We start from the raw sequence: 14,716 nt of genomic DNA on the forward strand, positions 1-14,716 counted from the left end.
CCCCCACGGGCCCGGCGGTCCGGTGCACGGCTGAGGACGGCCGGGTCCCCGGAGGTTCCTGACGCCTCCGGGGACTCAGCCGCTCAGCTTCGCCACCAGTTCGGTGGCGCGCGAGGCGGGTACGCCCGCCGCGGTCAGCATGGTGACCGTGGCGGAGCCGCCCGCCTCCTCCGCTGCCAGGAGACCGTCGTTCACCGCCTCCATGAGGGCGAACAGGGTCTGCTCGTGCACGTACGCCAGCGCGTACGGAGGCAGCGGCGAGGCGAACACGCCCTGCTCCAGGCCGCGCCGGAGGATCTCCGCGCAGGCCTCGCGGACCGGCGTCAGACGTTCGCGGATCCCCTGCATGGTGACGCTGCGCTGGGCGAGGGCGACCAGCAGCCGGTAGCGGTCGGCGATCTCCCAGACGGCCAGGGTCGAGCGGGCCAGCGACTCGGCCGGGTCCGCGACCCCTTCGCGGCCCGCCGCGTGCGCCGCCGCGACCGCCGCCACGGCCTCGTCGGTCAGGGTGCCGACCAGCGCCTCGCGGCTGGGGAAATGCCCGTAGACCGTGCGTCGTACGACCCCCGCCGCCCGCGCGATCTGGTCCATGGACGCGTCGGGGTCACGCAGCAGTTCGGCGAGCGCGACGTCCAGGATGCGGCGACGGTTCACATCGGCGCGGCTCGGGTTACCCGTGGTCATGGCTGCCATTCTGCCCGCCCGCCGCCGGGCGGCCGCTTGTTCTGTGATCACGGGCCTCGACCTCCTTCATTTGCACAGCGCTGTGCAATCTCGTATCTTGCACATCGTTGTGCAGTTGCACTCCACTGTGCAAGTTCTGGCGCGGACGATCTCCGTGCCCGTCGATGAAGGAAGGGCGACCGTAGCCATGCGTCTCGTCATGAACGAACCGGTCGAGGGGATGGACCGGCCCTACGCCAGGCGGTGGTGGGCGCTGCTGGTGCTCTGCCTGAGCCTGCTGATCATCGTGATGGCGAACACCGCCCTCACGGTCGCGGCACCCGACATGACCCAGGACCTCGGGCTGTCCAGCGCCGACCTGCAATGGGTCATCGACGGCTACACCGTCCCGTACGCCGCCCTGATGCTGCTGCTCGGCGCCATCGGGGACAAGTACAGCCGCCGTGGCGCGCTCGTTCTCGGGCTCGTCGTCTTCGGCGGCGGCGCGATCGCCGGTTCGCTCGTCGGCAGTTCCACCGGGGTCATCGCGGCCCGTGCCGTCATGGGCGTCGGCGCCGCGCTGATCATGCCCGCCACGCTCTCCCTGCTCGCCGCGACCTTCCCGCGCGCCGAGCGGGCCAAGGCGATCGTCCTGTGGACCGCCACCGCCGGACTCGCCATCGCGGCCGGTCCGCTGGTCGCCGGCGCCCTGCTGGAGCGCCACGGCTGGTCGTCCACGTTCCTGATCAACGTGCCGGTCGCCGCCCTCGCCATCGTCGGCGCCCTCGTCCTCGTACCGCCGTCCAGGGCCGCGCACCACAACCGCATCGACTACGTCGGCGGGCTGCTCTCGGTCGTCTGGATCGGCTCGCTCGTCTACATGATCATCCAGGGTCCGCACTTCGGTTGGGGCGTCAAGGCCGTGACCGCCGCCGTGGTCGCGGGGGCCGGACTCGTCCTCTTCGTGCTGTGGGAGCTGCGCCACCCGCGCCCGGTCGTCGACGTACGGCGCTTCGCCAACCGTCGCTTCGCCGGCTCGAACCTCGCCGTCGCCCTCTTCTTCCTGGCCGTCTTCGGCGCCTTCTACTACCTCACCCAGCACCTCCAGTTCGTCCTCGGCTACGACGCCCTGGACACCGGGGTGCGGATGCTGCCGCTCGCCGGCGCCGTCTTCGCGGGCTCGGCGCTCACCGGATACCTCACTCCGCGCATCGGCATGAAGTTCACGGTCACCGCGGGCATGGTCGGCGGCACCGTGGCGCTGGCCCTGCTCACCCAGGTGGACGCCTCCTCGGCGTACGGCGACCTCGTGCTGCCCCTCGTCATGCTCGGCCTCGCCATCGGGCTGGCGCTCTCGCCCTGCACGGACGCCATCATGGGCGCGTTCCCGGAGGCCGAACTGGGCGTCGGCGGCGCGGTCAACGACACCTCGCTGGAACTCGGCGGCTCGCTCGGCATCGCCATCCTCGGCTCGGTGCTGGCGAGTTCGTACTCCTCGCACCTCGCCGACGCGACCGCGGGCAGCGAACTCCCGGCGGGCGCCCTGACCACGGCGCAGGACTCGGTGGGCGCGGGGTACGCCGTGGCCCAGGGCATCGGCGACAAGGCCCGCGCGCTCGGCGAGCAGGCCGCGCAGTCCGCGAACGCGGAGCAGGCGGCCCAGTTGAAGGCCCAGGCCGGGCAACTCGCCGACGGCGCCCGGCAGATGGCGGACGCCGTCAGCTCGTCCTTCTCGGACGCGGTGGCGCACACCAGCCTCGTCGGAGCGGTGATCCTGGGCGTGGGCACGGTGCTGGTGGCGGTACTGCTCCCGCGCAAGGCCCGGACGGAGGGCGAGGCCGAGGCCCGGCCCGCAGCCGCAGCCACAACCGAAGCAGAGGCCCAGCCCGAGGCCGAAGCAGAGGCTCAGCCCGAGCCCGAGGCCGAAGCCGAAGCCAGGCCCGAGGTCGAAGCCAGGCCCGAGGTCGAGCCTGAAGCCGATATCGAGGCCGAGGCCGAGGCCGGGAAAGAGGGGGACTCGGCGGGTGGCGGTGGGGCCGAAGGGGTGCGTGGTGCTCCGGACGGAACCGTGACCCCCCGGGCCGCCGTCTCGTAGGACGTGCATGACCGTGCCGTGCCGGACCGACCGGCGCGGCACGGCACGTTTCCGCGGAGGACACCGAGCATGAAGATCGACTGGGACCGGCGTACCTGTGCGCGGCGCGGCCACGTGACGTACGCGCCCGACGAGCGCGTGCTGCGGGAGCGGCTGCGCGCCGAGACGGGTCTCGGCGAGGCCTGGCGCTGCCTGCGCTGCGGCGACTTCGCGCTCGGCGATCCGCACGGCTCGGGCCCCGCGGACGAGGCGCCGCTGGTGCCGCGCGGCAAGGTGCTCCGCGACCTGTTCGTCCTGCGGTTCCTGGCGATCGAGCGGGCCGTGCGCGGGGTGTTCATCGTGCTGGTCGCGGCCGCCGTGTGGAAGTTCAGCAACAGCCAGGACGCGGTGCGCCGGCTCTTCGACGAGTACCTCGACGTCCTCAGGCCGGTCTTCCGGCACTTCCACTACGACCTCGACCACTCGCCCGTCGTCGGCACCATCCAGAAGACCTTCGGCTACGAGCACTCCACGCTGCTGCTGGTCGCGGTCCTGCTGCTGGCGTACGCGCTGATCGAGCTCGTCGAGGCCTTCGGGCTCTGGTACGCCAAGCGCTGGGCGGAGTACCTCACGGTCGTCGCCACCGCCGCCTTCCTCCCGCTGGAGATCTACGAACTCACCGAGCACGTCAGCTGGCTGAAGATCGCGACGCTCGTCATGAACATCCTCGCCGTCCTCTACATCGCCCTCACCAAAAGGCTGTTCGGCCTGCGCGGCGGACACAAGGCGTTCGAGGCGGAGCGGCAGAGCGCGTCGCTGCTGGAGGTGGAGGAGTCCGCCGGGGTCCTGGTCTGACCCTGACCCCATGACCCCTGACCCCATGCCCCGGGGCCCGGACCCCGGGATCATGGGTGTCCGCCCGTCCGCCCGTCCGCCCTTTAGGGCTCATGGGCCGAGGCGGGCCAGGTCCTCCGCGCTCAGGACCAGGTCCGCGGCCCCCGCGGAGTCCCGGGCGGTCCGCGGGCGACTGGCGCCGGGGATCGGGATCACCGTGGGGGACCGCCGCGAGAGCCAGGCGATACAGACCTGCTGAGGGCTCACGCCGTGCTCCCGGGCCACCGCGTGGAAGGCCCCGAACCGCTCCCGCGAACCGTCGGCGGTCCCGTCGCCGGAGGGACCGGCGGGGCCGTCCAGGGAGCTGCGGGAGATACCGCCCAGCGGGCTCCAGGGCAGGAAGGCGAGCCCCAGCTCGGCGCAGAGGCGCAGTTCGGGCTCGCTGTCGCGCACCGCGGGGGAGTACTGGTTCTGCACGCAGACCAGCCGGTCGCCGAGGATCGCGTGGGCCCGGCGGATCTGGCCCGCGGTGGTGTTGGAGATGCCGGCCAGCCGGATCGTGCCCGCGTCGAGCAGGTCGCGCAGGGCGCCCACCGAGTCCTCGAAGGGGACGGCGGGGTCGGGCTTGTGGAGCTGGTAGAGGCCGATCGCCTCCAGACCCAGCCTCTTCAGGGAGGCCTCGGCCGCGGCTTTGAGATGACGCGGGGAGCCGTTCACCGTCCAGGAGCCGTCGGCGGGTCTGCCCCGCCCGCCCTTCGTGGCCACCAGGACGTCCGCCCGGTCGCCGCCGTACGTCGCCAGGGCACGGGCCACGAGCCGTTCGTTGTGGCCGGGTCCGTCGCCGGGCAGGTGATACGAGTCCGCCGTGTCGAGGAGCGTGACGCCCGCGTCGAGGGCCGCGTGCACCGTCGCCATGGCCCGCGCCTCGTCCGGCCGCCCCTCGACGGACAGCGGCATCGTGCCGAGCCCCACGGCGCTCACCCGGAGTCCGCCCAGGGTGCGGTAGCGCATGTCAGACGTCCTCTCCGAGCGTCTCGGCCACCGCGCGCGGCAGCCAGGCCCGCGCGTCGCCGAAGGAGAACCCGAGCCGGGCGGCCCGTGTGTTGTCCATGCCGTAGGAACGGCGGAAGGAGAAGGGGGAGACCTCGCCCACCTCGACGGCCTCCAGCACCGTCCGGCCGTCCGGGAGGCGCGCGCTGATCGCCTCGCACAGCTCCCGGGTGGTCAGCGGTCCGTCGGAGGCGGCGTTGACCGGGCCGGTGAAGTCCTCGCCCACCGTCCAGAACAGGAAGTCGGCGATCTCCTCGACGTGGATGTAGGTTGCCGGACGGTTCACGGAGGGCACGACGATCGTCCCGCCGGTGCGGATGCGGTCGGCGTAGTGCTCCAGCCGCCCGGTGAAGTCGTCGTCCCCGCCCAGCACATGGGCGACGCGCACGGCCACGTACGGGAAGGCCGGACCGGCCGCGAAAACCGCCTCGGCCTGCCGCTTGCCCTCGCCGTAGTGGGCGTCGAGGAACTCCCTGTCGTCCCAGGGAAGGGCGAGATCGACGGCGACCCCACGCGGGTCCACGGCGTCCTCGGCGACCGGCTCCGCCGTGTCCTCGTACTCGTACACCTCGACGGTGGACGTCATCACATACCGGCGCGTGCGCCCCGCGAAGACCCGGCGGGCGATCTCCGCCTGCCGCGGTGTGTAGCAGACCTGGTCGACGACGACGTCGAAGACCCGAGAGCCCAGCGCCTCCTCCAGAGCCTTCTCGTCGTCGCGGTCGGCGACCAGATGCACCGTCCCGGCGGGCGGCGCGGACGACCCGCGGTTGATGACGGTGACCCGGTCTCCCGCCGCCGTCAGCCGGGCTATGAGACGTTTTCCGAAATACCGGTTTCCGCCGATGACGCAGATCTCCCGCACGTCGCCCTCCCCTTTTCTCCGCGCACCCGTGCCCCATGCACCCGTGCGTCCCGCTCCACGCGTCCCGCACCGATCGCCGGGCGTCCACGGCGCTTCGGCCTGTGGTCATAATTCTCCCGTCGCAGGGGTCGGGCCCGAAGGGGGAGACATGGGAGATCCGGCTGTCGCACCGAAGGAAACACGGCATCCGCGCGTCGTCTCCGGCGAAACGTCGGTGGGCTTCGACGCGCTCGACCGGCAGATCCTGGAACTGCTCCAGAGCGAGGGCCGCATCAAGCTCAGCGAGCTGGGCCGCCGCGTCCGGCTGAGCCCGGCCGCGGTCGCGGAGCGGGTGCGCCGGCTGGAGGCGACCGGGGCGATCACCGGATACGGCGCCCAGGTGTCGGCGTCCCGCCTCGGCTACGGCATCCAGGCCTTCATCCGCGTCGATCCGCACGGCGGCTACACCCTCAGGCATCCCCGGACGCTGGAACTGCTGGCCCGTCCCGAGGTCACCGAGGCCCACCACGTCGTCGGCGAGGACTGCTGGATCCTCAAGGTCGCCGTCGAGGACACGATCCACCTGGAGGACGTCCTGGAACAGACCTCCGCGCTCGGGCGGACGACGACCTCGATCGTGCTGTCGTCCCCGGTGGACCGCAAACCCCTGCTCCCGCGCGCCCCACGCTGACCCGCGCCGGGGCCGCCCCCGGGGACGCTTGCCTTGACGTCGGCGTCAAGGACTACCGTCGGGGTCATGCGAATCGGCGAGCTGGCCGCACGGGCCGGGACGACCACGCGGACCCTGCGCTACTACGAGTCGCGGGGGCTGCTGCCCGCGCGGCGGGGCGAGAACGGGTACCGGACGTACGACGAGCACGATCTGCGGCTGCTCCGGCAGATCAGGACCCTTCAGGACTTCGGGTTCGACCTGGAGGAGACGCGGCCGTTCGTGGAGTGTCTGCGGGCCGGACACCCCGAGGGCGACTCGTGCCCGGCGTCGTTGGACGTCTACCGGCGCAAGCTCGGCGAGCTCGACGAGCTGATCGACGAGCTGAGGTCGGTGCGCGCGCAGGTCGGCGAGCAGCTCGCGCGGGCGGAGCGGGCCCGTGACGAGCTGGCGGCCGACGCGGAGGTTCCGGGCGGTCCGGAACCCGTGTGCGAACTGGGAGGGCGGACGCGATGATCAGGGCGGCAGGCGTGGCCGAGGTGACGGACGCGGACTTCGGGGCGGAGGTGATCGGCTCGGATCTGCCCGTGCTGGTGGAGTTCACGGCCGACTGGTGTCCGCCGTGCCGGCAGATGGGGCCGGTGCTCAGCGAGCTGGCCTTCGAGGAGGGCGACCGGTTCAAGGTGGTCCAGCTCGATGTCGACACCAACCCGGAGACGACGCTGGCGTACGGCGTGCTGTCGATGCCGACGTTCATGGTTTTCCGGGACGGTGAGCCCGTGAAGTCGATGGTGGGCGCCCGGGCCAAGCGACGGCTTCTCCAGGAGCTGGCCGACGTGCTCTGATGCCACCCGGCACACGGCCCGGCACACAAAAAATCCCCTGGGCAATTGCGCCCGGGGGATTTCGCTGCGTATATTCAATGATTCGCGACTTCGAGGAATCAAGTCGCGAAGAAGTTCAGTAGGCGCAGTATATCCGGGCGGGAGCGGAATTGTCAAACAAGGGATCGCACACAGAATTCCCCGATGATGAACTGCGAAGTGAGCAGGAATTCATCGACGGGTTGTACGCGCGTGTCGACGCCCTGCGCGGTGCCACCGAGGCCTCCGTCGGGGACGCGCTCGCCCAGGGCAACACACCCATGCAGGCCCGGCTCGAACGGGACGTCCTGGTCGCCGAACGCTCGGGTCTGCTGGCCGCGCTGAACGCCGTGGACGGTTCGCTCTGCTTCGGCCGCATCGACCTGGCCCCGGTGGAGTCCCCCGGAGAAGGCGCACCCCCCGCCGGCGTCACCCATCACATCGGCCGCATCGGCATCCGCGCCGACGACATCGAGCGCACCCCGATCCTCGTCGACTGGCGGGCCCCGGTCGCCCGCCCCTTCTACCTGGCCACCGGGCACACCCCGATGGGCCTGCGCCGCCGCCGGCACATCGGCACCGCGGGCCGGCACGTCACCGACCTGCACGACGAGATCCTCGACCTCGGCGACCGGGAACGCACCGGCCACGAGGACCCGACCGGTGACGCCGTGCTGCTCGCCGCGCTCAACTCGGCCCGCACCGGCCGGATGGGCGACATCGTGCAGACCATCCAGGCCGAGCAGGACCGGATCATCCGCGCGCCGCACCGGGGCATCATGGTCGTCGAGGGCGGCCCCGGCACCGGCAAGACCGCCGTGGCCCTGCACCGCGCCGCGTATCTGCTGTACGAACACCGCGAACTGCTCGCCAAGCGGGCCGTCCTGATCGTCGGTCCCAACCCCGCCTTCCTCGGCTACATCGGCGAGGTGCTGCCCTCGCTCGGCGAGACCGGCGTGCTGCTCTCGACCGTCGGCGAACTCTTCCCCGGTGTCCACGCGACCGCCGCCGACACCCCCGAGGCCGCCGCCGTGAAGGGCCGCGCCGAGATGGCCGACGTCCTCGCCGGAGTCGTCCGGGACCGGCAGGCCCTGCCCGACCCCGTGATCGCCGTCGAGCACGACCGGGACGTCCTGATGCTCGACGCGGGCCTCGTCCAGGTCGCCCGGGACCGCACCCGCGCGGCCGGTCTGCCCCACAACGCGGCCCGCGAGCACTTCGAGGGCCACATCCTCAACACCCTCACCGACATGCTCGCCGAACGCATCGGCACGGACCCCTTCGACGGCTCCAACCTCCTCGACCCGAGCGACATCACCCAGATCCGCGACGAACTCGCCGAGAACCCCGAAGTCTGGTCGGCCATCGACCGGTTGTGGCCGAGACTGACCCCGCGGCGACTGGTCGCCGACTTCCTGGCCGACCCGTACGGCCACGTCCCCGACGAGGACGCGGCGGCGATCCTGCGCCCCTCGACCCGGGCCGGCGACTGGACCCCCGCGGACGTCCCGCTGCTGGACGAGGCGGCCGAACTCCTCGGCGAGGACGACCGGGTCGCACGGGCGCTCGCCGACCAGGAACGCCGTACCCAGATCGCCTACGCGCAGGGCGTGCTGGACGTCTCCTACGCCTCGCGGACCTACGAGTTCGAGGACAAGGACGAGGAGGACTCCGAGATCCTGTCCGCGCACAACATCATCGACGCCGAGCGGATGGCGCAGCGGCACGAGGAGGACGACCACCGCAGCGCCGCGGAGCGGGCCGCCGCCGACCGGACGTGGGCCTTCGGCCACATCATCGTGGACGAGGCGCAGGAACTGTCGCCGATGGCGTGGCGGCTGCTGATGCGCCGCAGCCCCACGCGGTCGATGACACTCGTCGGCGATCCCGCGCAGACCGCGGAGGCGGCGGGGGTCGGATCGTGGGAGGAGATCCTCTCCCCGTACGTGGAGGACCGCTGGGAGCACACCCGGCTCGGCGTCAACTACCGCACCCCGTCCGAGATCATGGACGTCGCCGCCGGTGTGGTGCGGGCCGAACGCCCCGGTTTCGAGCCGCCGCGCTCCGTCCGGTCCACCGGGGTACGGCCCTGGGCGCGCGAGGCCGGGGACGACCTGCCCGGCGCGGTCGCCAAGGCCGTCGCCGAGCTGACCCCGGCCGAGGGCCGGCTCGCGGTGATCGCGCCGCGGGCCCTGCACCCCGCGCTCGCCGGCCGGCTGGACGGGGTGACGGCGGGCCAGGAGCCCGACCTCACCCGCACGGTGGTGCTTCTCGACCCCCGGCAGGCCAAGGGGCTGGAGTTCGACTCCGTCCTGGTGGTCGAACCCGCGTCGTACGGGACGAGCGATCTGTACGTGGCACTGACCCGGGCCACCCAGACGCTGGGCGTGCTGTACACCGGCGAACTGCCCGCGTCGCTGCGGGGCACCGGCCTGGAGTGACGCTCCCGCCCGGTCCCCGGTGGAGTGCCACCGGGGACCGGGCGCGCGGGAGCGCCGCTACGCGGGCCGCAGCCACACCGTCGCGAGGGGCGGCAGCGTCAGCCGGATGCTGGCCGCGCGCCCGTGCCAGGGCGTGGATTCCGGTTTGACGGGGTCGGGGTTGGTGATGCCGCCGCCGCCGTAGCGGGCGGTGTCGGTGTTGAGGATCTCGTGCCAGGCCGGGATGTCCTCGGGGACGCCGAGGCGGTAGCCGTGGCGGACGGCGGGGGAGAAGTGGGAGACGGCGAGCAGGGGGGTGCCGTCGGCGGCGTGACGCAGGAAGGCGAAGACGTTGTCGTCGGCGGAGTCACCGGTGACCCAGGCGAAGCCGGACGGGTCGGTGTCGCGTTCCCACAGCGCGGGTTCGCCGCGGTAGCGGGCGTTGAGGTCGCGGACGAGGTCCCGCACACCACGGTGGTCCGGTTCGGCGCCGTAGGCGGGGTCCAGCAGCCACCAGTCGGGGCCGTGCGCCTCGGACCACTCGGCGCCCTGGGCGAACTCCTGTCCCATGAAGAGGAGTTGCTTGCCGGGGTGGGCCCACATGAAGGCGAGGTAGGCGCGGAGGTTGGCGCGCTGCTGCCACCAGTCGCCGGGCATCTTGGAGACGAGCGAGCGTTTGCCGTGCACGACCTCGTCGTGGGAGATCGGCAGGACGTAGTTCTCGCTGTAGGCGTACACCATCGAGAAGGTCATCTCGTCGTGGTGGTACTTGCGGTGCACCGGGTCGTGGGACACGTAGTCCAGCGAGTCGTGCATCCACCCCATGTTCCACTTCAGTCCGAACCCCAGCCCGCCGAAGCCTCCGGGGCCGGTGTGGTGGGTGGCCCGGGTGACGCCGTCCCAGGCGGTGGACTCCTCGGCGACGGTGACCACGCCGGGGTTGCGGCGGTAGACGGTGGCGTTCATCTCCTGGAGGAAGGCCACCGCGTCCAGGTTCTCGCGGCCGCCGTGCTCGTTGGGGACCCACTGGCCGGGTTCGCGGGAGTAGTCGAGGTAGAGCATGGAGGCGACGGCGTCGACGCGCAGGCCGTCGATGTGGAACTCCTCGCACCAGTAGGTGGCGTTGGCGACGAGGAAGTTGCGGACCTCACGACGGCCGTAGTCGAACTCCAGGGTGCCCCAGTCGGGGTGGTCCGCCCGGAGCGGGTCGGCGTGCTCGTAGAGCGGGCGGCCGTCGAACTCGGCGAGGGCCCACTCGTCGCGGGGGAAGTGCGCGGGTACCCAGTCCATGAGGACGCCGACCCCAGAACGGTGCAGGGCGTCGACGAGGTACTTGAAGTCGTCGGGGGTGCCCAGGCGCGCGGTGGGCGCGTAGAACCCGGTGACCTGGTAGCCCCAGGAGCCGCCGAAGGGATGCTCGGCGACGGGCATCAGCTCGACATGGGTGAAGCCGAGGTCCGTGACGTAGGCGGGGAGCTGGTCCGCCAGTTGACGGTAGGTCAGGCCCGGTCGCCAGGACGGCAGATGCACCTCGTACACCGAGAACGGCGCCTCGTGGACCGGCCGGTCGGCCCGCCTCGCCATCCACTCCGTGTCGTGCCACTCGTGGTGGGACGCGTGGACGACCGACGACGTGGCGGGCGGCGCCTCGGTACGGCGGGCCATCGGGTCCGCGCGCAGGGTGCGCGAGCCGTCCGGGCGGGCGATGTCGAACTTGTACAGCTCGCCCTCGCCGATCCCCGGGACGAACAGCTCCCACACCCCGGACGAGCCCAGCGACCGCATCGGATGTCCCGTGCCGTCCCAGAAGTTGAAGCCGCCGGCCAGCCGCACACCACGCGCGTTCGGGGCCCACACGGTGAACCGCGTTCCGGCGACGCCCTGATGCTCCATCGGCTCGGCGCCGAGCGCCCGCCACAGCTCCTCGTGCCGGCCCTCGCCGATCAGGTGCAGGTCCAGCTCACCGAGCGCGGGCAGGAACCGGTACGCGTCCTCGGTCTCCAGCACCGTCCCCTCGTAGGCCACGAGCAGCCGGTACGCGTCCGGGACCGCGCGCAGCGGCAGCAGTCCCGAGAAGAAGCCGTCCCCGTCGTCACGCAGTTCCGCGCGCAGTTCGTCCGTGACGACGGTGACCCCGAGCGCGTACGGGCGAAAGACCCGGAACGCGACGCCGTCGGGCACCGGATGGGCGCCCAGCACTCCGTGCGGGTCGTGGTGCGTGCCGTCGAGCAGCCGCTGACGGTCCGCCGGGCCGACTCCGACTCCGGCGGGACGCGTCGCGCCCGCGGGGCCACCGCTCCCGGCCGGGACGGGACCTGCCGGGTCCCGGACCCCGACCGCCCTTTCGTCCGCCGCCTTTTCGTCCGTCGCCCTCTCGTCGGCAGGCGTCTCGTCCGCCGTCCTCCTGGCCGTCGGCGGCCCGGCGGGCTTCTTGTCCTCGGGCGCCGGTTTCTTCGCGCCGGTCCTCTTCGCGCTGGTCTTCTTCGGAGTGTCGTCGGGCCGGGGGCGGGGCGTCACGGGCAGGGCCTCCTCGGGCGGATGAGCTGGGGCGGGGCACAGGGGGTTCAGGGAGACGAGGCCAGCCGCCGTACCGCCGCCAGCGGAACCGGCAGCCAGTCCGGGCGGTGCCGGGCCTCGTACACGACCTCGTACACGGCCTTGTCCGTCTCGAAGGCACGCAGCAGTACGGGATCCGTGCGCGGGTCGAGGCCGCTGACCTCGGCGTATCCGGTGCAGTAGGCGGCCCGGCAGGTGTCGGCCCAGCCGGACTCCTGTGGTGTCCCCGCGGCACCGGACGTCTGGGGCACGGAGTGGGCCGCGTAGTCGAAGGAGCGGAGCATGCCCGCGATGTCGCGTGCCGGGGGCTGGGGCATACGGCGCTCGGCGAGCGGTTTCGACGGTTCGCCCTCGAAGTCGATGAGCGACCACTCCCCGTCCGGGGAGCGCAGACACTGGCCGAGATGCAGATCGCCGTGGATGCGCTGGGCCGTCCACGTGTGGCCCTCGGCGGCCAGATCCCCCAGCGCCTCGAACGCGGTCCGCAGACCGGGCGCGTGGGGCCGTAACACGGGCACCGCCTGCGCGGCGGCGTCCAGCCGCTCGGCCATCGCGTCGGCCAGCGGCCTCACCTGGGCGTGGCCCAGGGACACCACGGGCAGCGCGCGGGCCAGTGCCGTGTGCACCTCGGCGGTGGCGCGCCCCAGCGCCCGCGCCTCGGCGACGAAGTCCTCGCCCTTGGCGAGCTCGCGCAGCGCCAGCTCCCAGCCGTCCGAGGCGCCCTGCACGAACGGCTGGAGCACGCCCAGGACGTACGACTGCCCGGACAGCTCGGCCCGCAGCCAGGCGGTGGGGGCCGGAACCCGGGCGCAGCCCTCGCGGGCCAGGGCCAGCGGCAGTTCGAGGTCGGGGTTGATCCCGGGAACGACCCGGCGCAGCAGCTTGAGGATGAACGTGTCCCCGTAGACCACGGACGAGTTGGACTGCTCGGCGGTCATCATCCGCGGTACGAGACCGGGCCGTATCTCCTGCCCGGTGTCCCGCTCGAAACGCAGTCCGCCGATGCGGGCCCGGGAGCGCAGGGCTTCCAGGAGCACATCGGCGGGCTGGGGGTCGTAGAGGGCCTCGTACACGGTGCGTCCGGAGAGCGGTCCCTCGGTCAGGTGTCCGATCAGCGCCGGCGCCAGCCGGGGCGGCAGTGCCTCGCGTACGCCTATCAGTAACTGGTAGCAGTCGCCGGGGGCGGCCGGCACACCCGGCACGGGCGGCTGATGGGTGCGCACCAGCAGGTGGTGGAGGCCGAGCGGGCCGTTCGCCGGGAGCAACTCGGTGGCGGTGACCAGCGAGAGGCCGGTGACGGGCCGTCCCTTGCCGGCGAACCAGCGCTGCCGCGGCAGCCAGGTGCGCAGCAGTGGATCGAGGGACGCCAGAAGGCCGGGACCTGTGGGTGCGGTGCGTGTGACGGCTTCCGACATGGGTCGCGTCCTTTCCCCGGGGGCGGGGTGTTACGTATGCGTGCCCCGGGCGCGGCCGTGGAAACCGCCCCGCCCGGGGGCCTTTTCAGTCGGCCGGGTCCTGGAGATTTCCTGCGGACATGGCACAAGGGTGTCCAATTCCGGTGTGTGATACCAGACCTGGACACCCTTGTGGTGTTCACTCCCGGCCGCGCGTGCCGCGTGGGACCGACACCACCGGTGTTCTGCGCCGTGAACCCGTCGCCGGCGTTCAGTGCGCCGGTCGTCAGTTCGGCGGCTTCTGCGGGCCGTGGGCGTCGGGGTGGGACTGGCGGAAACCGGGGTCCGAGGGGCTGTGCTCCTCGTTCCCGCTGTTCTCTTCTGCGGAGAAGTTCGGGCATACGGGCTTTACGGAATTCGCGGCCGGCGAGCCACCGGGGGGTGGCGCGGGGGAATTTCGCTCGGGGGCGTGCGAATCCCCCGCGCCGGTCATGGGGAGGAGCCGCGGAGGCCGCGGGATTCCGTGTCCGAGTGCGGGTCGGAAACGTGGCGGCGACAGGACGGGCCCTTTACCCGGGATGCGGAGCGGGTTCCCGAGCCGTTCCGTCGTCGCGGTCTTCACGGGACGCGCACAACGCCGGGTCGGCGGCCGGTCGACCGTGAGGTCACCCGCTGATGCGGGGCGCCGGTTCGCCGAGCAGGGGAGCCGCTATAGAACGGTGCCTGACCTGGACACTCTCATCCACTCCCGCGTTACGCGCATGCCGTGAACTCCCCCCCAGGGAGTGGCCTCCGTCGAGGTGGCCAAGATCAGATTAGGGGTGTGTGTGCATGGTGGGAAGTGTGTGGACGAAGTGTGGAGGTCGCGTTATCGAAACGTAATGCCAGGATGGTTTGAAGATGGTGAGACGGGTGCTATCGGGGCTTCCCGGGGGATGTGTCTGGATCTGATGGGTACTGAACCGTCGCTGTCCGGAACCCGGTCGGGCTCCGGACAGCGTTCTGGACGGCTTGCCGAAACCCGCTAGGCGGCTTCCTTCCGGAGTCGGAACCAGTAGAAGCCGTGACCGGCGAGGGTGAGCAGGTAGGGCAGCTCGCCGATGGCGGGGAAGCGGACGCCGCCGATCAGCTCGACCGGGTGCCTGCCGTTGAACTCGCGCAGGTCGAGCTCGGTGGGCTGGGCGAAGCGCGAGAAGTTGTGCACGCACAGCACCAGGTCGTCGTCCTCCTCGCCCTCGGCCGAGGGCGCTTCGCGCAGGAAGGCGAGGACGGCGGGGTTGGAGGAGGGGAGTTCGGTGTAGGAGCCGAGTCCGAAGGCCTTGTTCTGTTTGCGGATCTCGATCATGCG

General features: G+C 71.9%; 12 protein-coding genes. 6 read left to right on the plus strand and 6 right to left on the minus strand.

Annotated elements, in window-relative coordinates:
- Positions 1-75: 75 nt before the first annotated feature.
- Positions 76-693: a TetR/AcrR family transcriptional regulator gene (locus ACFYW9_RS02360; RefSeq protein ID WP_326790790.1), complete on the minus strand. Its 618-nt coding sequence runs from the start codon at positions 691-693 to the stop codon at positions 76-78.
- 178 nt (positions 694-871) lie between these two features.
- Between ACFYW9_RS02360 and ACFYW9_RS02365 the strand changes: the two genes are divergently transcribed.
- Complete coding sequence (locus ACFYW9_RS02365) at positions 872-2,758, plus strand: MFS transporter (protein WP_389143503.1); 1,887 nt, start codon at positions 872-874, stop codon at positions 2,756-2,758.
- Between the two features lie 69 nt (positions 2,759-2,827).
- A complete protein-coding gene (locus ACFYW9_RS02370; protein ID WP_389143506.1) occupies positions 2,828-3,592 on the plus strand; it encodes a DUF2127 domain-containing protein in 765 nt (254 codons plus the stop codon).
- Positions 3,593-3,682: 90 nt separating this feature from the next.
- On the opposite strand, the gene ACFYW9_RS02375 is transcribed toward ACFYW9_RS02370, so the two are convergent.
- Positions 3,683-4,582, minus strand: coding sequence for an aldo/keto reductase (locus ACFYW9_RS02375; protein ID WP_389143509.1), 900 nt, complete (start codon positions 4,580-4,582; stop codon positions 3,683-3,685).
- A gap of 1 nt (position 4,583) precedes the next feature.
- Complete coding sequence (locus ACFYW9_RS02380) at positions 4,584-5,486, minus strand: NAD-dependent epimerase/dehydratase family protein (protein ID WP_389143512.1); 903 nt, start codon at positions 5,484-5,486, stop codon at positions 4,584-4,586.
- A 148-nt stretch (positions 5,487-5,634) separates the two neighbouring features.
- Here ACFYW9_RS02380 and ACFYW9_RS02385 point away from each other — a divergent pair, with 148 nt between their 5' ends.
- The 4 genes from ACFYW9_RS02385 (at position 5,635) to ACFYW9_RS02400 (ending at position 9,439) form a co-directional block, all read left to right on the plus strand.
- Positions 5,635-6,156: an Lrp/AsnC family transcriptional regulator gene (locus ACFYW9_RS02385; RefSeq protein WP_389143515.1), complete on the plus strand. Its 522-nt coding sequence runs from the start codon at positions 5,635-5,637 to the stop codon at positions 6,154-6,156.
- 66 nt (positions 6,157-6,222) lie between these two features.
- A complete protein-coding gene (locus tag ACFYW9_RS02390; protein WP_351859584.1) occupies positions 6,223-6,651 on the plus strand; it encodes a MerR family transcriptional regulator in 429 nt (142 codons plus the stop codon).
- Positions 6,648-6,980 (plus strand): thioredoxin domain-containing protein, encoded by a 333-nt coding sequence (locus tag ACFYW9_RS02395; protein ID WP_328671486.1) that lies wholly within the window; start codon positions 6,648-6,650, stop codon positions 6,978-6,980. The genes ACFYW9_RS02390 and ACFYW9_RS02395 overlap by 4 nt, the downstream gene beginning before the upstream one ends.
- Before the next feature lie 131 nt (positions 6,981-7,111).
- Positions 7,112-9,439, plus strand: a complete 2,328-nt coding sequence (locus ACFYW9_RS02400) for a HelD family protein (protein ID WP_389143608.1) — start codon at positions 7,112-7,114, stop codon at positions 9,437-9,439.
- A 57-nt stretch (positions 9,440-9,496) separates the two neighbouring features.
- Here the strand turns inward: ACFYW9_RS02400 and glgB are convergent, their stop codons facing one another.
- From glgB to ACFYW9_RS02415, 3 genes are all read right to left on the minus strand, one after another.
- The gene (gene glgB, locus ACFYW9_RS02405; protein ID WP_389143520.1) at positions 9,497-11,935 is read right to left on the minus strand and encodes a 1,4-alpha-glucan branching enzyme; all 2,439 of its coding nucleotides are present in this window, start codon (positions 11,933-11,935) and stop codon (positions 9,497-9,499) included.
- 47 nt (positions 11,936-11,982) lie between these two features.
- Complete coding sequence (locus tag ACFYW9_RS02410) at positions 11,983-13,389, minus strand: maltokinase (RefSeq protein ID WP_389143523.1); 1,407 nt, start codon at positions 13,387-13,389, stop codon at positions 11,983-11,985.
- Positions 13,390-14,392: 1,003 nt separating this feature from the next.
- A partial coding sequence (locus ACFYW9_RS02415; protein WP_389143526.1) for an alpha-glucosidase C-terminal domain-containing protein occupies positions 14,393-14,716 on the minus strand: 324 nt, incomplete at its 5' end.

Origin of the sequence: Streptomyces sp. NPDC002698, assembly GCF_042888945.1 — a bacterium.
GTDB lineage: Bacteria > Actinomycetota > Actinomycetes > Streptomycetales > Streptomycetaceae > Streptomyces.